Genomic DNA, 20,775 nt, shown 5'->3' on the forward strand with positions numbered 1-20,775 from the left:
GTTAAGATAATAAAAAAAGCTGCTCAATTGAGCAGCTTTTATATTATATTTTAGTGATGTAACTTTTCTTCACCTGGTTGAAAAGGTACCGTTTGTGGTACGAAATCAACGTCAAATCCTGGTTTAGAATAGTCATATGGCCATCTGTGAACTTCAGGAATAGCACCAGGCCAGTTTCCGTGAATTGGTTCTACAGGCGTAGTCCATTCTAAAGTTGTAGCTTTCCAAGGGTTTTGTGTAGCTTTCTTACCATAGAAAATACTAAAGAAGAAGTTCCATAAGAATACCAATTGGAATGCAGCACCTACTAATGCAAAAACAGTAATTAAGATGTTAACATCTACCATTTCGTCAAACATAGGGAATGCAGAATTTGTATAGTAACGACGAGGTAAACCTGCCATACCAATGAAGTGCATTGGGAAGAATACTCCGTACGAACAAACTGCTGTTACCCAGAAGTGAATGTAACCTAAGTTTTTATTCATCATACGTCCGTACATTTTAGGGAACCAGTGGTAAATACCAGCAAACATTCCGTATAATGCAGAGATACCCATTACTAAGTGGAAGTGAGCCACTACGAAATATGTATCGTGAACGTTAATATCTAATGTTGAATCTCCTAAAATAATACCAGTTAAACCTCCCGTGATGAATGTAGAAACCATTCCGATTGAGAATAACATGGCAGGGTTCATTTGTAAGTTACCTTTCCAAATTGTTGTAATCCAGTTAAACGCTTTTACTGCAGATGGAATCGCAATTAATAACGTTGTAAATGTAAACACAGAACCTAAGAAAGGATTCATACCAGAAACGAACATGTGGTGACCCCATACAATTGTAGATAAAAATGCAATTGCTAATACCGAGGTAATCATGGCACGGTAACCAAAAATTGGTTTACGAGCACTTGTAGCTAAAATTTCAGATACAAGACCCATAGCTGGTAAAATTACAATGTAAACCTCAGGGTGACCTAAGAACCAGAATAAGTGCTCGAATAAAACCGGAGAACCACCTTGGTAATGTAAAACTTCTCCAGCAATATAAATGTCTGATAAGAAGAATGAAGTACCAAAGCTTCTATCAAAAATTAATAATAACGCTGCAGATAATAATACAGGGAATGCAACAACTCCAATAATTGCAGTAACAAATAATGTCCAAATTGTTAATGGCATACGTGTCATTGTCATACCTTTTGTTCTTAAGTTAAGAACAGTAACGATATAGTTTAATGATCCCATTAATGATTGCATAATGAACAAAGCCATTGAAATTAACCATAATGTCATCCCTAAACCAGATCCTGGTATAGCTTGCGGCACAGCAGATAATGGAGGATAAATTGTCCAACCTGCAGAAGCTGGTCCTGATTCAACGAATAATGATGAAATCATGATTACTGAAGATAATGCAAAAATCCAGAATGATAACATATTCATAAAACCAGATGCCATATCACGTGCACCGATTTGTAATGGAATTAATAAGTTTGAAAACGTACCTGATAAACCAGCAGTTAATACAAAGAATACCATAATAGTACCGTGCATTGTAACTAAAGCTAAATAAGCGTCGTTTTTCATCACTCCTCCTGGAGCCATTTTTTCTCCTAAAAGGAATTTAAAGATACCGAACGATTCCTCAGGCCAGGCAATTTGCATACGGAATAATAAAGACATTACAATCCCTACTATACCCATAAGAATACCTGAAATAAGAAACTGTTTCGCGATCATTTTATGGTCCATACTAAAGATGTACTTTGTAATAAAAGTTTCTTTAGGATGATCCTCATGCGAATGATCTAGAGTTAAATCGTGTCCTACTGCTGACATATTATTGTGTTTAAAATAATATTTATAATTCTTTATTTGATTACTTGTGCTACAACTGCAGTTGAATCAACTGTAACGTTTTCTGGAACAACAAATCCTGCTTCATCAACGTGCACATTAGCATCTGTGTTATCTGAATTTGCTGCGATTGTTGTTTTTAACGTCTTTTGGTCTTTTAACCAATTGTTAAACTCTTTTTCAGATTCAACAACCACGCGCATTTGCATGTTGTAGTGAGAAGCTCCACAAATTTTATTACATAAAATTACGTAGTTAAATTCGTATGGATCTAAACCTTCTTCACCTTTAGCAATACGCTCAGCACTTTCTTTAGAACGAATTGCGTTAATATTATAAACATCTTCAATTACAGATGGTTTTTCACGCATTTCAGACGTAGTAATCGTTGGCGTAAAAGCAAACTGAGTTACCATTCCTGGAACAGCATTCATTTGTGCTCTAAAGTGAGGTAAATAAACAGAGTGTAAAACATCTTGAGAACGGATACGTAAAACTACTTTTTTACCAACAGGTAAATGCAATTCAGAAACAGCAATATCATCAGCAGCATTTGGATCAGACATATCAACACCCATGGTGTTAACACCTTCAATAAAACGAACGTTCGCTTTACCTAAAACATTGTCTTCACCAGCATAACGAGCTTCCCAACCAAATTGTTTAGCATAGATTTCAACATACATTACGTCTTCATCTTCATCAACAAACATAATATTTGTCCATCCGTAAAGACCATATAAAATTAAACCTGATAAAACAATTACTGGGATAATAGTCCACATAAACTCTAAACGGTCGTTGTCAGCAAAATAAAATGCTTTACGTCCTGCAATACCACGGCTTGCGAAAGCAAACCAGTGTAATAAAGTTTGAGTTAAAAGTTGAACTGCAAAAATAACAACTAATGAAATAATCATTAAGTTATCAACAGTTTCACCGTGTTCTGAGGCTGCATTGGTTAATAAAGGGAAATGCCCCCATTTAGCAATTGAGTAAATAGTTAAAATGTAAAGGAATGCTAAGAAACCAAACATTAAGTAACCATTTACATTATTGTCTCGCTCATTTGCAATCTCAGATGCGTCAGATGCTTCACCTGGAACTGATATTTGAGTTAGATCAAATATTTTAGTTAATTGCCAAACTGCAATTCCTAATAATACTACTACTATAAGTATCAATAAACTTGTCATTTGTTTATTACTTTAAATATTAATACTGAAAATGTTTACTTTCCTCCATTAATGGGTTTTTCTCAGCAACTAACGGTTGTTTAGCAATAGTGCTAAATGTACAGTAAATTAATAAACCAGCAAAGAAAGCAATTGCTCCTAATTCTGGTGCACCAATAAACCATTCATTACCTACTGTACCTGGCATAATCATTACGTAGAAATCTAAATAGTGACCTACTAAAATAAAAATACCAACCATAACGATAATCCAAGTTAAACGTTTGAAATCTGTGTTTAGTAAAATTAACAATGGTAAAACAAAGTTAAGTACTAACATACCAAAGAATGGTAAGTTGTAGTTTTCAATACGCGTGATATAATAAACAACCTCTTCAGGAATGTTTGAATACCATTGTAACATGAATTGTGAGAACCAAAGGTATGTCCAGAAAATTGAGAATCCAAACATAAATTTAGCTAAATCGTGTAAATGCGAAGTATTAACATTTGGTAAATAGCCATTAGCTCTTAAATAAATAGTAACCATTGCAATAACTGTTACAGCAGAAACTAAGAAAGATGCTAACACGTACCAACCGTATAATGTTGAATACCAGTGAGGATCAATTGACATAATCCAATCCCAAGAAGCAATAGATTCAGTAACAATAAAGAACGCTAAGAAAGCAGCTGATGCTTTAAAGATTTTTTTATAGTCTGAATTATCTGTAGCTGTATCTTGTGCAATTGAATGTTTACGAGCGTAAAAGCGGTAGTAATTCCACCCTGCTAAAATTAAAACAGCTGTAATTAACCAACGTGGTACATTTAAGTACGCGCTTTTACCTGCAACAATTGCATCGTAATTAGCACTAGCAGGATCGGTAACCCCCTCAGCCATCCATACAAATAAATGATTGAAATGAAGTCCAGAAAGAGCTAATAATACAAGGAAAATAATAGTACCTGGTAACAAATACCCTGTAATACCTTCCATCACTCTAAATAAAATTGGAGACCAACCTGCCATAGCAGCATTTTGAATAGCGTAAAACGCTAAAACTCCAACAGAAATTAATAATGCAAAAATACATGCAACATAAACCGCAGCCCAAGGTCTATTTTCTAAACCATGTAAAACGTGCTCTAAATGTGCTTGATGTTCTTCTGCATGTAGATCAGCTGCTGCAGTAGCAGCAACTGATTCTGTATCATGAGCAACATGAGCTGTAGCAGCATCATGATGGCCGTGTTCTCTGGCTTGTAAGATTTGTTCAACTTCTTGCGTTGTAGAAGGTGCACTTAAAAACCCAATTGCGATTCCTACGATCCCTAAAGCCATAAGGATAAAAGCAAAAGTTTTTAATTTGTTTGAAAAAATATACATATCTAAACTTTCAAATTTTTACTTAGTTAATTCTCCTTTTAACTTCATTACGTGATCAGCTACTAACCATCTCTCAGTTTGAGATAATTGATTAGCATGTGAACCCATCGAGTTTAATCCATAAGTTTCAACGAAGAAAACTGATCCTGCAGTAATATCTCTATCTGCATAGCTTGGTACGCCAAGAAATTTTTCACGTTTAACTAAAACACCTTGACCATCACCTTTAGCTCCGTGGCAAACTGCACAGTAAATACCGTACAATTGTGCTCCTTCAGCAGCTTGTTTTTCGGTTAAGGTTTCAAATGGTGATTTAGTATTATGAGATAACATTAAACCTTCTGTAGTATTCGGAAGATCGTACGGCGTGTAACCGCGTTTAATACTTCCTTCTGCTGGTAATTGTCCTTCTTTTCCGTTTTTAAATGCAGGTACTTCTGAATACGTTTCATAAGCAACTGATCTGTACATGTTCGGAAACAACTCGTAGTTTGGTTTTGATTTGTTAAAGCATGATGTTGCAACAAACGAAACACCTGCTAATACAAATAACTTATATATAGATTTCATCATGTTCATTTATTATTGCTTATCAATTACTTTAATTTCAACCGCACCCGTTTCTTTAAAGAAAGAAATCATTTCTTCTTCGTTATCTTTAACAGAAACTTCCATTAAAAAATGGTCATCAGTTGTTCTTACATCTGGATTTTCAGCTTTTTTAAATGGCCATAATTTACTTCTCATATAAAAAGTAAGAACCATTAAATGGGCTGCAAAGAAAACAGTCAATTCGAACATAATTGGAACGAATGATGGCATATTCTGAATGAATGTAAAGCTTGGTTTACCACCAATATCTTGAGGCCAGTCAGAAATCATCATGTAATTAATCATCCAAGTTCCGAAAGATAAACCACATAAACCATAAAGAAAAGCGCAAATTGCTAATCTTGTAGGAGCAAGCCCCATAGCCTTATCTAAACCATGAACTGGGAATGGCGTATAAATTTCTTCAATATGATGATGAGCAGAACGTGTTTTATGAACTGCCTCCATTAATACGTCATCATCATTATATAATACGTGTAAAACTTTTGTACTCATGATCTATTAATGATTATGGTTTGTATGATCGTTTTCTCTAGCTTTTTTGAAATACTCACCAGAAGATTTCAAAATAGTTTTTACTTCAGCTTGCGAAATAACTGGGAAAGTTCTTGAGTATAATAAGAATAACACGAAGAAGAATCCAATTGTTCCGATATAGAATCCAGCATCAACAAAAGTTGGCTGGAACATTGTCCAAGATGATGGTAAATAGTCACGGTGTAACGATGTAACAATAATTACAAAACGCTCAAACCACATTCCGATGTTTACAACAATCGAAATAATGAATGACCACATGATAGATGTTCTAATTTTTTTGAACCACATAACTTGTGGAGAAATTACGTTACATGTCATCATTAACCAATATGCCCACCAGTAAGGTCCTGTAGCACGGTTTAAGAAAGCATATTGTTCGTATTCTACACCAGAGTACCATGCAATAACTAATTCAGTAATATAAGCAACCCCAACAATAGAACCTGTAATCATTACAATAATGTTCATTAATTCTATATGCTGAATTGTAATATAATCTTCAAGATTAACAACTTTTCTCATAATGATAAGTAAAGTATTAACCATTGCGAATCCTGAGAAAATAGCACCTGCCACGAAATATGGAGGTAAAATTGTTGTATGCCATCCTGGAATTACAGACGTAGCAAAGTCAAAAGATACAATAGTGTGTACTGATAATACTAACGGAGTAGCTAAACCAGCTAATACTAATGAAACTTCTTCAAAACGTTGCCAATCTTTAGCTCTACCAGACCATCCGAAAGAAACGATTGAATAGATACGTTTTGCGAATGGAGTTATAGCACGGTCACGTAACATAGCAAAGTCAGGTAATAAACCGGTCCACCAGAAAACTAATGAAACTGATAAGTACGTAGAAATTGCAAATACGTCCCATAATAACGGTGAGTTAAAGTTAACCCATAATGACCCAAATTGGTTTGGAATTGGTAATACCCAGTATGCTAACCATGGACGACCCATGTGAATAATTGGGAATAAACCTGCTTGACATACAGAGAAAATTGTCATCGCCTCAGCAGAACGGTTAATAGCCATTCTCCATTTTTGACGGAATAACAATAATACTGCAGAAATTAATGTTCCGGCGTGACCGATACCTACCCACCATACGAAGTTGGTAATATCCCAGGCCCAGCCTATTGTTTTATTTAATCCCCATGTTCCAATACCTGTAGATACTGTATAAATAATACAACCTACTCCCCATAAAAAAGCTACTAAAGCAATAGTAAAAACAGTCCACCATTGTTTATTCGCTCTCGTTTCTACTGGACGAGCAATATCTACAGTTACATCGTGATAAGATTTATCACCAAGAACTAAAGGTTTTCTAATCGGTGCTTCGTAATGAGACGACATATCCTTTATATTGTTTCTAATTAATAATTATAATTGAGTATTTCTAACTTTTACGTTATAGAATACGTTAGGTTTAGTTCCTAAGTGCTCTAGTAAATGGTAAACTCTTTCGCCTTCTGCTAATCTAGCAACGTCAGAAGCTTTATTATTTACGTCACCAAACGTCATTGCTCCTGTTGAACAAGCAGAAGAACAAGCTGTTTGGAATTCATTAGCATCAACTGGTCTACCTTCACGTTTTGCAGTTAAGATAGTTAATTGAGTCATTTGAATACACATAGAACATTTTTCCATAACACCACGAGAACGAACGTTAACGTCTGGGTTTAACACCATACGTCCAATACCGTTATTCATGTTATAATCAAAGGCATCATTTTCACTGTATAAGAACCAGTTGAAACGACGAACTTTATAAGGACAGTTGTTTGCACAGTAACGAGTACCTACACAACGGTTGTACGCCATTTGGTTTTGACCTTGACGACCGTGTGAAGTTGCAGCTACAGGACAAACAGTCTCACATGGAGCATGGTTACAATGTTGACACATAACTGGCTGGAAAACAACTTGAGGATTGTCATTTGCATGCTCTAATCCGTTAAAAGTTTTCACGTTTTCAATTAATCCGCTTGCATCGTTTTTAACCACTACATCATCAGCAAATGTATCTTCTGAAGAATAATAACGGTCAATACGTAACCAGTGCATATCTCTAGATCTTCTTACCTCGTCTTTACCAACAACTGGTACGTTATTTTCTGAGTGACATGCAATAACACAAGCACCACAACCTGTACAAGAGTTTAAATCGATAGATAAGTTGAAATGGTGACCAATAGAACGATCAAAAGATTCCCAAATGTCTACACTTGGAGAAGTTACTGGAGTAGGTTGGTGATCTAAAGATACCATAGGAATTATATTCCATTCAGAAGCATCTTTTGTATTGAAAACTTCTAATGTAGTTTCCTTAACAATATCTCCTCTACCCATTAACGTTTTTTGCAACTGAACACAAGCGAACTCATGATCACCAGAAACTAAAGCAACTGAAGCCGTTTGCTCTGCATTTTGATTTGCGTATAATTTATATGCGCTAACACCAACCTGCATTTCTTTCTGAATTCCTTCTTGTTTACCGTAACCAAAAGCTAAACCGATAGTACCAGCAGCTTGACCTGGCTGAATTAAAGCAGGAACTTTATCTAAAGTTACATCACCAACAGTTATAGAAACATAACTACCGTTTAGTGCTCCATTAGCAACGTTATAGTTTTTAACTCCTAAAGCTTCAGCATCAGCTCTAGAAATTGTTACATAGTTATCCCAAGTTGTACGAGTAATTGGATCTGGGAACTCTTGTAACCAAGGGTTATTTGCTTGTTGCCCATCACCCATTCCTACTTTAGTATATAATACTAAATCTAATCCTTGGTGTTTTGCTTTAGCTAAATTACCAGCAGCAACATTAGCATCAAAAGAAGATGCATTTGCAGTAGCAGTATAATCGGCTTGGTAGAAACCGTCGTGAACTAACTGATTCCAAGTTTTACCAGAAACAGTTGCTAAACCAACAGCTTTTACATAATCGTAATAAGAAGTTGAATTACCTGTCCATGCTAATAAAGCTTCTTGGAACTGTTTTGTATCAAACAAAGGACGTATTGTTGGCTGAATAACAGAATAATGTCCTTTAGCCATAGCAACATCACCCCATGATTCTAAATAATGAGGAGCTGCAGCAGCAATTTTAGAATGTACAGCTGTTTCATCTTCTTTTAAAGTAAATGTAACAGCAAGTTTAGTTTTAGCTAAACCTTCAGCAAAATCAGCACCATTAGCCAATGTATAAACTGGGTTAACACCAGACATAATTAACGTATGTACTTGACCAGCTTTTAAATCTTGAACTAACTGAGCTACATCAGCATCATTTCCTTGGCGAACAAATTTAGGAACACCAGGTAAAAAAGCTTCAGATTGTAATGCAGTATTAATAGCAAAAACTAATTTTTGTGCATCAACATCATCAATACCAGAAACAACTACTGCTTTAGATTTAGCAGAAAGTATTTGTTGGATTGCTTTGTTTACTAACGCTTCTTTATCACCTAAAGAAGGTACTGAAACTGAAGAACCAGTAACAGCATTGTATATTTTTACTAAAATATGTTTTTGTTCAGCAACATTCACAGGAATACGAACATCAGCATTAGCACCAGATAATGACATGATTGACTCAGCCTGAATATGTTTAGACATTTTTCCGTTTTTAGGCACACGGTTACTAGCATAAGCTGCATCGTATCCACCACCTTGCCAGTCTCCTAAGAAATCAGCTCCAACAGAAAAAATTACGTCAGCAGCAGCAAAATCATAATCTGCTAAAGCACGCTCGCCATAAACTTGTTGGTAAGCATCTAAAGCTTTAGATGAAGAAACAGCATCATAAACAACATGTTTTGTTGTAGGATATTTAGCTGTAAATTCAGCGATTAATTTGTCTGTTGACGGAGAAGCCATTGTGTTTGTTAAAACAACAATTTTACCTCCAGTAGCCTGCGCATCGTTTAACGATTGTGAAACAGTTGACAATACTGTATCCCAAGATGCTTCTTTACCTTCAACAAGCGGCGCTTTTAAACGAAAGTTATCGTACAATGACAAAACAGATGCGTGAACACGAGCGTTAGCTCCAGTTCTTGCCTTGTCTAAATTATTGTTTTCAACTTTAATTGGACGACCTTCACGAGTTTTGATTAATACGTTAGCAAAATCAAATCCATCTGCAATAGAAGTTGCATAGTAATCCGCTACACCAGGAATAATTTGATCTGGCTGAACTACATAAGGAATAGATTTTACAACTGGGCCTTCACAAGCTGCTAATGTTGCAGCAGCAGTACTAAACCCAACGTATTTCAAAAAGTCACGACGAGTAGTAGATGAAGCAGATAGTTTTTCTGCATCTCCTAAGAATTCATCTGTAGGAATTTCTTCAACAAACTCGTTGTTTCTTAGCGTCTCAACAATAGAGCTATTTTCGTTAAGCTCTTCAACACTTGTCCAGTATTTTTTGTTTGATGCCATTTTATATAGATATTAACTTCTTTATATTATTAATAGTGACATTTACCACATTCTAAACCACCCATTTGAGCAACGGTAACTTTCTCAACACCGTATTTTTTAGCAAGCTCTTCGTGTACTTTAGCATAGTAATCGTTACCCTCAACTTTAACATTTGTCTGTCTGTGACAGTCAATACACCATCCCATAGTAAGCGGTGAATATTGTCTAACAACTTCCATTGTTTCAACAGGACCGTGACATGTTTGACATTCTAAACCAGCAACAGTAACGTGTTGTGAGTGGTTAAAGTATGCAAAATCAGGTAAGTTGTGAACGCGAACCCATTTAACAGGAGTTTGCTCACCAGAATACTCACGTGTCTCTGGATTCCAACCTACTGCATTGTATAATTTTTGAATTTCTTGAGAATAGAATTCTTTAGAATGCGTAACGTAAACCGAGTCAGGAGCACCTTCGAATGAACTAATATTTTCGTGACAGTTCATACAAACGTTTAACGAAGGAATACCAGACGTTTTAGATGTTCTAGCTGCAGAGTGACAGTATTTACAGTCAATTCCATTTTCGCCGCGTGTATTTTGTGAGAGAAGTGAATTGGTTGCACTGGCTCATAACCCTGATCTACACCTAACTGCATGAAATAACCATACATAAACCATGCACCAGCAATTAATAAAACAATTGCACTAACAAGCATTAAAAACTGGTTACGTACAAAAGCCTTCCAAATTGGCAATGAGTTTTCAGTAGAATATTCAATTCCGTTAGCTTTAGCAATTTTAGTTAAAACTGTTTTAACCAAAATTAGAACAGTGATTAATAATCCTAAAACAATAGCTAATAAACCTAAAACTAAGTTGTTAGAAATTGCATCTTGATTACCACCCTGTCCTTGTGTAGTTGCAGTAGTTGCAGCATTTGCTTGAGGTTCAGCCTTTGGCTCATCAGTATAAGCTAAGATATTATCAATATCTTGGTCTGACAACTGAGGGAATCCTGTCATTACAACGTTATTCCACTCTGCAAAAAGCTTAACAGCCTCTGGATCACCAGCTTTAATCATGGCGCTACTGTTTCTAATCCAGTCGCCTAACCAAGCACGGTCTCTAACTTCACCAATCCCTCGTAAAGGCGGCCCAGTCATTTTACTATCCAACTTGTGACAAGCAGCACAGTGTGTGTTAAAAAGTACCTTTCCTTGTGCTGCATCGCCCGATCCAGCATCTTGAGCAAAGGAGCTTAGTGTTAGCGACCAAACAAGGGCTAAACTAAACATTAATTTTTTTGAAAACGAACTATGGTTTCCCACTTTTCTCATAATTAAATTGATTATCAACAAAATTTGGTATAATTTTTCCATTCAGAACGGAGCATACCCTATTTACAAACTCCAACAAAAATACAACATAACATTGATTTTATAAACCTTAAAATAAGCCAGATATTAATTTAAAACAATTCTAAATAACATAATTGGTTTTTAGACATTAAATTAATTGTACTTTTGTAAGGAACAAGTACAATTTGATACAAACAATTTATGAAAAAAATAATTTTACTCGTTTTTCTATCGGTTATAAGTAGTAATTTCTATGCTCAGAGCAGTAATACAATTACTACAAACGATTCAAAAATTAACAATTTACTGGAAGAAAAAAGAAAGATAAACTCTAAAATAACCATTAACGATCAGTATAAAGTTCAGATTTATCATGGTGACATTGAGACCGCTCGTAAAACTTTAGAAGATTTTAATAGCAAGTTTGAAGATTATGACGGTACGATAGTTTTCTCATCACCTAATTATAAATTATGGATCGGACCGTTTAAAAACAGAATTCAGGCAACTAAAGCATGGTCTGAAATTAAAGAAAGTTATTCTAGAGCATTAATTATTAAACCAAGCAAATAATTAAACTTTTATAAATAAAAAAAGCTACCTAAATGGTAGCTTTTTTTATTTTGAATTATCTTTTTAATTTTTTCTTCACCTCAATTTGGTGGAAAGCTTCGATAATGTCGTATTCTTTAATATCGTTGTAGTTTTTAATTTGCATACCACAATCGTATCCTTTAGAAACTTCTTTCACATCATCTTTAAATCGTTTTAAGGTTGCTAATTCACCTGTGTAAATTACAACACTTTCACGAATTAAGCGGATTTTGCTTGAACGTAAAATTTTACCATCGGTAACCATACACCCGGCAATTGTACCAACTTTAGAGATTTTAAAGGTTTCACGAATTTCAGCAGTACCCAAAATTTCTTCTTTTAATTCTGGAGATAACATACCTTCCATCGCATCTTGAATATCATCAATCGCATCGTAAATAATAGAATACGTTTTGATATCGATTTCTTCTTTATCTGCTAATTGTTTAGCACTTGCTTGAGGACGAACGTTAAATCCGATAATAATTGCATCAGATGCAGACGCTAACAACACGTCAGATTCTGTAATCGCACCAACACCTTTGTGAATGATTTTGATTTGAATCTCGTCTGTAGATAATTTTTGGAATGAATCTGATAAAGCTTCTACCGAACCGTCCACGTCACCTTTAAGAATAATATTTAACTCTTTAAACTGACCTAAAGCGATACGACGACCAATTTCTGCAAGTGTGATGTGTTTTTGTGCACGAACCGATTGCTCACGTAACAACTGCGTACGTTTAACCGCAATTTGTTTCGCTTCACGCTCGTCTTCAAATACATTAAATTTATCACCCGCAGTTGGTGCACCATCTAATCCTAAAATAGAAATTGGAATAGAGGGACCTGCTTGCTTAACCGCATTACCACGTTCGTCAAACATAGCACGAACTTTACCATGATTTTTACCTGCTAAAACATAATCACCAATACGTAATGTACCAGCTTGTACTAACATAGTAGTTACATAACCACGACCTTTGTCTAATTGCGCCTCTACAACAGTACCAACAGCTGGTTTGTCTGGATTTGCTTTTAATTCTAAAACTTCTGCCTCTAATAAAACTTTTTCAAGTAATTCTTTCATTCCGATTCCTTGCTTAGCCGAAATATCTTGAGATTGGTATTTACCACCCCAATCTTCAACTAAGTAATTCATTCCAGCAAGTTTTTCTTTAATCTTTTCTGGGTTAGCCGTTGGCTTATCAACTTTATTGATAGCAAAAATAATTGGCACCCCAGCCGCTTGCGCGTGAGAAATTGCTTCTTTTGTTTGTGGCATGATATCATCATCAGCCGCAATAACAATAATTACAATATCTGTAATTTGTGCTCCACGTGCACGCATGGCAGTAAATGCCTCGTGACCTGGTGTATCTAAAAACGTAATACGTTGTCCGTTAGAAAGTTTTACGTTATAAGCACCGATGTGCTGCGTAATACCTCCAGACTCACCCGCAATAACGTTTGTTTTACGTACGTAATCTAATAAAGATGTTTTACCGTGGTCCACGTGCCCCATTACGGTAACAATAGCCGGACGTTCTTGTAAATCTTCTTCATTATCTTCTACCACTACAATTGCATCTTCAATATCAGAAGTTGTGAATTCTACTTGATATCCAAATTCATCAGCAACAATAGTTAAGGTTTCTGCATCTAAACGTTGGTTCATGGTAACCATGATTCCTAACGACATACATGTTCCGATTACTTTTGTAATTGGTACATCCATCATTGATGCAATTTCACCAACGGTAACGAATTCAGTAACTTTTAAAATTCTACTTTCTGCTTGAACCGCGCGCATCTCATCATCCGTTTTTTGACGGTGAACATCTCTTTTATCTTTACGATATTTAGCAGATTTAGATTTTGTGGTTTTGTTTTGTAGCCTTTCTAAAGTTTCTTTAATCTGATTTTTAACTTCTTCTTCTGTTGGCTCAACTTTTACAGCTGGTGCAGGACGATTGTTCCCTTTTTTGAATCGATCGTTTTTATTAAAGTTACGGTTAGGTTGTTGCGAACGGTTGTTATTGTTGTTTGCATTACCACCTTCTTTATTAGCGTTATTTGCTGTATTAGTGCCTTCGCCTTGTGGTTTAACAATGCGTTTGCGCTTGTTTTTGTTCTGAGAATTATTATCTCCAGCTTTATTACCTGGCCCTTTAGCATTGTTTTTAGGATCTTCTTTTTTCTTTTTTGGTTTATCAAATTGTGATAAATCAATTTTTTGACCTGTAAATGAAGGACCCGATAAGGTTTGGTAATTAGTTGCAATAACAGTTTCCTCAGGGGTAGTAGGATTTGCGGCATCAGTTGTTGCAGAAACTGCAGCTTTTGGTGCGTCCTCCTGATTTTTTTGAGGTTGTTTCACTTTATTAAATTCTTGAGCGTCTTTATCTTTATTTTCAGACTTTGTTTTGTTTTGTTTTGGAGTAGTAGTTGTTGGTGTTGGTTTTTCTTCTTTAGCTGGTGTTGCTGCAGGAGCTGCATCAGCTTCAGTAGGCTTTACGTCCGAATTTGTAGTAGATTTAACTTCAGTTTTGTTTGTGTTCAATTCAATTTTATCAACAAATTTAGGTTTAGCAATTTCAGCTTTCGCTTTAACAACTTCTTTTTCTTTTTGTTGACGACGTTTTTCCTCCTCTTCTTTTTGCTTTTGTAGCTCTTTCTCTTTTTGGATTCGTAACGCTTCTTTTTCTTTACGAATTTCTTCAGTTGCTTCTATAGATTCAACTTTTTTACCTTTATCGGCAGAGAATTGAGCAGATAAGAGTTTTTCTTCCCCCTTCGAAATTTTGGCATTTGGATTCGAGTCAATAGTGTGACCTTTTGACTTTAAGAAATCCACAGCGCGATCTAGAGAAATATTTAATTCCTTTAAAACTTTATTAATTCTTATTACTCTTTCTTCAGACATAAATCTTTTATTTTCTATTTTATGGGTTGTTTTACATTGTTATACAGTTTTTAAATGATTATTGATCTAATTCATTTTTTAAAATTTGAACAACTTCTACAACGGTTTCTTCTTCTAAATCAGTTCTACGAACTAACTCTTCGATTTTTAATTTAAGTACATCGCGGGCTGTTTCTAAACCAATTTTTAAAAACTCCTCGATTACCCACTCTTCAATTTCATCATCAAATTCACTTAACGCCACATCATCTTCTTCAATAATATTTGCGCCTTCACGAATTACGTCAATTTCATATCCGGTTAATAAACCAGCCAATTTAATGTTTTGACCTCCACGTCCGATGGCTTTTGAAACTTCTTCGATTTTCAAAAACACTTCGGCTTTTTTATTTTCTTCATCGATTTCTACAGAAGATACTTGCGCTGGTGCTAAAGCACGGCGAATAAATTCTTCTGAGTTATCTGTATAAGGAATTACGTCTATATTTTCATTACGCAACTCACGAACAATACCGTGAATACGAGATCCTTTTACCCCAACACATGCTCCTACAGCATCGATACGGGTATCAAAAGTTTCTACAGCTACTTTGGCTTTTTCTCCTGGAATACGAACTACTTTTTTGATAAAAATATGTTCGTCAGCAATTTCAGGAATTTCTTGTTCGAATAATTTTTCTAAAAACGTTTCTGACACACGTGACATGATCACTTGTGTTTTATTTCCTTTTAATTCTACAGAATCAATTACTCCTTTAATAACATCTCCTTTTTTGAAATAATCGTTCGGGATTTGTTTTTCTTTCGGTAATACAATTTCGTTATTGTCATCATCATGTAAAATAGCAACTTTTGGACGTACGTGGTGTACTTCTGCTTGGTAAATAGTTCCTATTAAATCGTGAAAATGTTTAAATAAGTTGGTATTATCAACTTCTTGAATTTTTGTAATTAAGTTTTGGCGTAAGGCTAAAATAGCTCTACGTCCTAGGCTCATTAATTTTACAGATTCTGACACGTCTTCATCAACTTCAAAATCAGGTTCAATTTTACGAGCTTCTGATAATGAGATTTCAGAGTTTTCATCTTCTACTTCACCATCGTTTACAACAGTTCGGTTTCTATAAATCTCCATATCACCTTTATCAAGGTTGATAATGATATCAAAATTATCGTCAGATCCGTAACGCTTCTTAAGGGCGTTTCTAAAAACTTCTTCTAATATAACCACCGTGGTTACATCGTCTAATTTTTTTCTAATCTTAATTCTTGAATCGATTCGATTAATTCTTTATTCTCCATGCGGAATATATCTTTTAAAAAACAATTATAACTGTAGCACTTTTAATTTCGTCATACGGTAACGTAAGTGTTTTTTCAACCGTATGTTTTCCTTTACCAATTGGCTTAGGCTCTCTAACTGACCATGTAAAGGTAACATTTTCTGTAGTAACTTCTGCAATAACAGCTTCAAACTTTTCACCATTGGTTTGCAAAACCGCTACATTTCTACCCTTGTTTTTAGCAAATTGTCTTGGCAAACTAAACGCAGTTAATGCGCCGTATGAGGCAACTTCTAATTCAAAATCAACTTCTTCGCGATCTAAATTGTGCTCTACCGCTCGAGAAACATCAATACAATCTTGAATACTTACACCATTATCTCCATCGATAATGATTTGTATTTTATTTGCTTCACTAATTGTTAAGCTAACCAAAAACAAGTCTTCGCGTTGTTCTAAAGCCGCTTGTAATAATGAATTTACTTGCTCTTTAAATGTCATAACTTTATAAAAAGAGGGAAGCACCGCTTCCCTCATTATTTAACTTTTATATAAAATAACGGGGCAAATATACAAAAAAATATTTAATTATTGATTATCAAACCTATAATGATTCTTTTTTTTTTACTTTTTACCCAAAAAAAACACGAATTTAATTTATTCTTCCAAACTTATATTTTTGAGTTTTGAAACAGAATAAAAAAAGCCCGAATAAAAATTCGGGCTTTTGTTGGCCTACTAGGACTCGAACCTAGAACGACTGAACCAAAATCAGCTGTGTTACCATTACACCATAGGCCAATACTATTTTGTAGTATTACGCTGGCAAAATTACGCCTTTTTTAATAGTAAGCAAGTCTTTGTCTAATAAAAAAACAACTTTTTTAACCACAAAAACCAAACACACTGGCAGTAAAAGCTTTAAGAGTTTAAATACTTTTAAAAACAGAATAAAAAAAAGCCCGAATAAATATTCGGGCTTTTGTTGGCCTACTAGGACTCGAACCTAGAACGACTGAACCAAAATCAGCTGTGTTACCATTACACCATAGGCCATACTATTTTTATAAAAAAAGTATGTTTTAAAATGTTGGTCTACTAGGACTCGAACCTAGAACGACTGAACCAAAATCAGCTGTGTTACCATTACACCATAGACCAGTATCTGCACCTTAAAAGCCAGTGCTTCTGTAATGCGAGTGCAAATGTATAACATTTTTCTTTGTGTCCAAATAAATTTTCAAAAAAAAATACATTTTTAAAAATCAACCTAATAATTACAAAAAAAAGTTTTTCTTTGTATAGCTAATTATAAAAGCTTCAATTAAATAATTTCTCGAATGAATTTTAATTTTAAAAAATGGAATACAATTGGAGGTTGGATTGTATTTATTATAGCTCTTACAACCTATGTACTTACAACCGAACCAACTGTTAGTTTTTGGGATTGTGGGGAATACATTACAACCTCTGCAAAACTTCAGGTTGGGCACCCACCAGGCGCTCCCTTATTTCAAATGATAGGTGCTTTTATGTCTATGTTTGCTTCTAAACCAGAAAACGTAGCATACATGGTTAACTTAATGAGTGCGTTATCTTCTGCCTTAACAATTTTATTTATGTTTTGGTCTATGACCTTAATTTTAAAAAAGTTAGTAAATTATAAGGTTTCAGAAAACCAAACCATTCAAGGAATTGTAATTTTAGGAGCAGCAGCCATTGGTTCATTAGCTTACACATTTTCAGACAGCTTTTGGTTTAATGCTGTTGAAGCGGAAGTTTATGCCATGGCATCACTTTTAGTAGCTGTTTTAGTTTGGGCTGCATTACATTGGGAAGAAGAAATGGATGCGCCAAAAGGAAACAGATGGTTGCTTTTAATTGCTTTTATTATCGGCCTTTCTTTTGGTGTTCACATTATGGCATTGCTTACAATCCCATCAATCGGATTGATTTATTACTTTAAACGCTATGAAAAAATCACGTTATTCAATTTTATAATTGCAAACGTTTTAATTGTTGCACTTTTATATTTCATTTTTAAATTTTTATTCCCGTTTATATTAGCATTATTCGGAAAAACCGAAATTTTCATGGTAAACAGTTTAGGTTTACCGTTTAATTCTGGAACTATTTTTACAGCAGTTGTAATTGTAGCCTTATTTATCTTTTTTATTAAAAAAACCAACAAACCAGAAAAAGCAAAACAAAACACCATTGTTTTATCTTTTCTATTTTTATTTATTGGTTTTACAACCTGGTTAATGTTACCAATTCGTGCCAACGCAAACGTAGTTATTAACGAAAATAAACCATCTGATGCGGCCGAACTTTTAGCTTATTACAACCGCGAGCAATACGGAGAACAAAATACATTTTGGGGGCCATATTATACAGATGCATTTGCGAGCACCAGCACAAAAAATCCGTTTAAAGATGCAAAACCAAACTACGAACGTGATGCAGCCACAGGCAAATATGTAATTGTAAACGATTATAAAAACGCAGAAACTAATCCGAACGAAGATCATGTTGGATTTTTACCTCGTTTAACAAGCCGTGATCATGCCGAAAATTATATGGCATTTACCAGCGTTCCGAAATTTACCATTAAACCAGAATATAGTGGTGAAGATGAATTGGTAGAAATTGTTCAAGGCGTTCGCGAAGGTTTTGCAACCGGCAAAATTGGCAACGACGGTATGTTAGATTTTTTTAGAGCATACGGCCCGTATATCAATATTGAAAAACCAAGTTTTTGGGATAACATGAAATACATGTTTGAATATCAGTTTGGTTACATGTACGGACGTTATTTGTTATGGAATTTTGTTGGAAAACAAAATGACGAACAAGGCCGTTACGACAACAAAAACGGAAACTGGTTAAGCGGAATTAATTTTATTGATGAAATTCGTTTAGGCAAACAAACCGATTTACCAAGCGATATTGCAAATAATGAAGGTAGAAACACGTATTACTTTTTACCATTTATATTAGGCTTGGTTGGTATGATTTTTCATTACAACAAAGACAAAAAAAGCTTTTATGTAATGTTGGTGCTTTTCTTATTCACCTCATTAGCTTTAAAAGTTTTCTTAAACGAACGTCCGTTTGAACCGCGCGAGCGCGATTATGCCGTAGTTCCATCTTTCTACGTATTTGCTATTTGGTTAGGATTCGGAGTTTATGCCTTGTTTGATGAAGCAAAACGTTTTTTAAGCCCTAAAATAGCTGCACCAATTGTATTGGGCGTAAGTTTATTGGCAGCTCCGGTATTAATGGCAACCCAAAACTGGGACGACCATAATCGTTCAGGCCGTAATTCGGCATGGGCAATGGCAAAAGCGTATTTAGATTCGTGCGAACCAAATGCAATTTTATTTACCATTGGTGATAACGATACGTTCCCGCTTTGGTACATGCAAGAAATAGAAAATTATCGTACCGATGTACGTATTGTAAATACGCAGCTAATTTATACCGATTGGTACATTGATCAAATGAAAGCCAAAGCGCACGATTCTGATCCGCTACCAATTACCTTTACACACGATCAGTACGTGGGTAACAAACGCGATTTAGTGTTAATTGAAGAAATTACAAAAGATACATTAGATATTAAAGAATACATGGATTTCATTAAATTAGATGATCCGCGTAGCACCCGTACCTTACGTAACGGACATACCATTAATATTGCTCCAGGTAGAAATATCGAAATTCCGGTAAACAAAGAAAATGTATTGAAAAACGGATTGGTAAATCCAAAATTCGCAGATTCAATAGTTGATAAAGTTGTAATCAACATCAAAGATCAAGCAATCTCGAAAAACAGATTGATGATGTTAGATATTATTGCAAACAACAACTGGGAACGTCCAATTCATTTTACTGGTGGAAGCTTTGGTGATGATGATTATATTTGGATGAAAGATTACTTGCAGTTAAACGGATTAGTTTTTCAATTGGTTCCTATTAAAACACCGTTCGCAAACAGCCGCAGCGTTTTAGATATGGGCCGAATTGATTCGGATAAAATGTACAAAACCGTAATGTCTTGGGATTTAGGCAGCAATGGCGATCCAAATGTTTATCATGATCCAGAAACGCGCCGTCAGGTAATTAATTACCGATCTAACTTAGCCAGATTAACCGAACAGCTTTTAGCTGAAGGTAAAAAAACAGAAGCTAAAAATGTTATTGAATTAGCAGTAACAAAATTCCCGGTAGAAAAATTTGGTTTTTATACCTTGGTAGATCCGTTTGTAAATGGTTATTACCAGGTAGGTGAAAAAGACAAAGCTCGTAAGTTAGCCGAAAGCTTAATTAACAAACAAATTGAAGTTTTAAATTATTACGAAAAAGGAGATATTAATTTTCAAAACGAAAATTATTTTGAAATTGCGCAGAATTTAGAAATCTTCAGAACCTTTTTGATAACCATGCAAGAAAACGGAGATAACGAGTACTACGAAAAATACCGAAAAGTTTTTAACGACTGGAATGGTATTTATGAACGTTTTGGTCGTGATATGGAATAACAATAAAATTGAAAAAACACGGAATTTACAAGTTGTAAATTCCGTA

Annotated in this window: 11 protein-coding genes, 3 tRNA genes and 2 pseudogenes; 2 read left to right on the forward strand and 14 right to left on the reverse strand. The window is 34.9% G+C overall.

The annotated features are described in order from the left end of the window. Window positions 1-50: 50 nt before the first annotated feature. The 8 genes and pseudogenes from K5I29_RS09655 to K5I29_RS09690 form a co-directional block, all read right to left on the reverse strand. Window positions 51-1,847, reverse strand: a complete 1,797-nt coding sequence (locus tag K5I29_RS09655; protein ID WP_264432870.1) for a cytochrome c oxidase subunit I — start codon at window positions 1,845-1,847, stop codon at window positions 51-53. Window positions 1,848-1,879: 32 nt separating this feature from the next. Beyond that, window positions 1,880-3,061, reverse strand: coding sequence for a cytochrome c oxidase subunit II (locus K5I29_RS09660; RefSeq protein WP_264432872.1), 1,182 nt, complete (start codon window positions 3,059-3,061; stop codon window positions 1,880-1,882). Between the two features lie 19 nt (window positions 3,062-3,080). Further along, window positions 3,081-4,430: a quinol:cytochrome C oxidoreductase gene (locus tag K5I29_RS09665; protein WP_264432874.1), complete on the reverse strand. Its 1,350-nt coding sequence runs from the start codon at window positions 4,428-4,430 to the stop codon at window positions 3,081-3,083. A gap of 18 nt (window positions 4,431-4,448) precedes the next feature. Continuing rightward, window positions 4,449-5,000, reverse strand: a complete 552-nt coding sequence (locus K5I29_RS09670) for a c-type cytochrome (protein WP_264435187.1) — start codon at window positions 4,998-5,000, stop codon at window positions 4,449-4,451. 12 nt (window positions 5,001-5,012) lie between these two features. After that, on the reverse strand, window positions 5,013-5,537 hold the full coding sequence (locus K5I29_RS09675; protein WP_264432875.1) for a DUF3341 domain-containing protein: 525 nt from the start codon (window positions 5,535-5,537) through the stop codon (window positions 5,013-5,015). Between the two features lie 6 nt (window positions 5,538-5,543). Beyond that, window positions 5,544-6,947: an NrfD/PsrC family molybdoenzyme membrane anchor subunit gene (gene nrfD / locus K5I29_RS09680; protein WP_264432877.1), complete on the reverse strand. Its 1,404-nt coding sequence runs from the start codon at window positions 6,945-6,947 to the stop codon at window positions 5,544-5,546. Between the two features lie 27 nt (window positions 6,948-6,974). Beyond that, entirely contained in the window at window positions 6,975-10,040 is a 3,066-nt protein-coding gene (locus K5I29_RS09685; RefSeq protein ID WP_264432879.1) for a TAT-variant-translocated molybdopterin oxidoreductase, read from the reverse strand. A gap of 29 nt (window positions 10,041-10,069) precedes the next feature. Continuing rightward, window positions 10,070-11,361 (reverse strand): annotated as a pseudogene (locus K5I29_RS09690) (cytochrome c3 family protein). A gap of 222 nt (window positions 11,362-11,583) precedes the next feature. Here K5I29_RS09690 and K5I29_RS09695 point away from each other — a divergent pair. Continuing rightward, window positions 11,584-11,955 (forward strand): SPOR domain-containing protein, encoded by a 372-nt coding sequence (locus K5I29_RS09695; RefSeq protein WP_264432880.1) that lies wholly within the window; start codon window positions 11,584-11,586, stop codon window positions 11,953-11,955. Between the two features lie 55 nt (window positions 11,956-12,010). Here K5I29_RS09695 and infB read toward each other — a convergent pair whose 3' ends face one another. The 6 genes and pseudogenes from infB to K5I29_RS09725 all read right to left on the reverse strand — a co-directional run bounded on the left by infB (window position 12,011) and on the right by K5I29_RS09725 (window position 17,346). After that, on the reverse strand, window positions 12,011-14,902 hold the full coding sequence (gene infB / locus K5I29_RS09700) for a translation initiation factor IF-2 (RefSeq protein WP_264432882.1): 2,892 nt from the start codon (window positions 14,900-14,902) through the stop codon (window positions 12,011-12,013). 58 nt (window positions 14,903-14,960) lie between these two features. Then, window positions 14,961-16,204, reverse strand: a pseudogene (gene nusA, locus K5I29_RS09705) (transcription termination factor NusA). A gap of 14 nt (window positions 16,205-16,218) precedes the next feature. Beyond that, on the reverse strand, window positions 16,219-16,686 hold the full coding sequence (rimP, locus tag K5I29_RS09710; protein ID WP_264432883.1) for a ribosome assembly cofactor RimP: 468 nt from the start codon (window positions 16,684-16,686) through the stop codon (window positions 16,219-16,221). 229 nt (window positions 16,687-16,915) lie between these two features. Further along, a tRNA-Gln gene (locus K5I29_RS09715) sits at window positions 16,916-16,986 on the reverse strand. A gap of 184 nt (window positions 16,987-17,170) precedes the next feature. Next, window positions 17,171-17,241: transfer RNA gene (locus K5I29_RS09720), tRNA-Gln, on the reverse strand. Between the two features lie 34 nt (window positions 17,242-17,275). Then, window positions 17,276-17,346, reverse strand: a tRNA-Gln gene (locus K5I29_RS09725). Window positions 17,347-17,525: 179 nt separating this feature from the next. On the opposite strand from K5I29_RS09725, the gene K5I29_RS09730 reads away from it, so the two are divergent. Then, complete coding sequence (locus tag K5I29_RS09730) at window positions 17,526-20,729, forward strand: DUF2723 domain-containing protein (RefSeq protein WP_264432886.1); 3,204 nt, start codon at window positions 17,526-17,528, stop codon at window positions 20,727-20,729. Window positions 20,730-20,775 lie beyond the last annotated feature (46 nt).

The organism is Flavobacterium agricola (assembly GCF_025919725.1).
Taxonomy (GTDB): Bacteria; Bacteroidota; Bacteroidia; order Flavobacteriales; family Flavobacteriaceae; genus Flavobacterium; species Flavobacterium agricola.

What these genes read in the sequence shown, in the direction of transcription:
- K5I29_RS09655 (WP_264432870.1), bottom strand. Translation starts at nt 1,847, where the DNA reads ATGTCAGCAGTAGGACACGATTTAACTCTAGATCATTCGCATGAGGAT.
- K5I29_RS09660 (WP_264432872.1), bottom strand. Translation starts at nt 3,061, where the DNA reads ATGACAAGTTTATTGATACTTATAGTAGTAGTATTATTAGGAATTGCA.
- K5I29_RS09665 (WP_264432874.1), bottom strand. Translation starts at nt 4,430, where the DNA reads ATGTATATTTTTTCAAACAAATTAAAAACTTTTGCTTTTATCCTTATG.
- K5I29_RS09670 (WP_264435187.1), bottom strand. Translation starts at nt 5,000, where the DNA reads ATGAAATCTATATATAAGTTATTTGTATTAGCAGGTGTTTCGTTTGTT.
- K5I29_RS09675 (WP_264432875.1), bottom strand. Translation starts at nt 5,537, where the DNA reads ATGAGTACAAAAGTTTTACACGTATTATATAATGATGATGACGTATTA.
- nrfD (WP_264432877.1), bottom strand. Translation starts at nt 6,947, where the DNA reads ATGTCGTCTCATTACGAAGCACCGATTAGAAAACCTTTAGTTCTTGGT.
- K5I29_RS09685 (WP_264432879.1), bottom strand. Translation starts at nt 10,040, where the DNA reads ATGGCATCAAACAAAAAATACTGGACAAGTGTTGAAGAGCTTAACGAA.
- K5I29_RS09695 (WP_264432880.1), top strand. Translation starts at nt 11,584, where the DNA reads ATGAAAAAAATAATTTTACTCGTTTTTCTATCGGTTATAAGTAGTAAT.
- infB (WP_264432882.1), bottom strand. Translation starts at nt 14,902, where the DNA reads ATGTCTGAAGAAAGAGTAATAAGAATTAATAAAGTTTTAAAGGAATTA.
- rimP (WP_264432883.1), bottom strand. Translation starts at nt 16,686, where the DNA reads ATGACATTTAAAGAGCAAGTAAATTCATTATTACAAGCGGCTTTAGAA.
- K5I29_RS09730 (WP_264432886.1), top strand. Translation starts at nt 17,526, where the DNA reads ATGAATTTTAATTTTAAAAAATGGAATACAATTGGAGGTTGGATTGTA.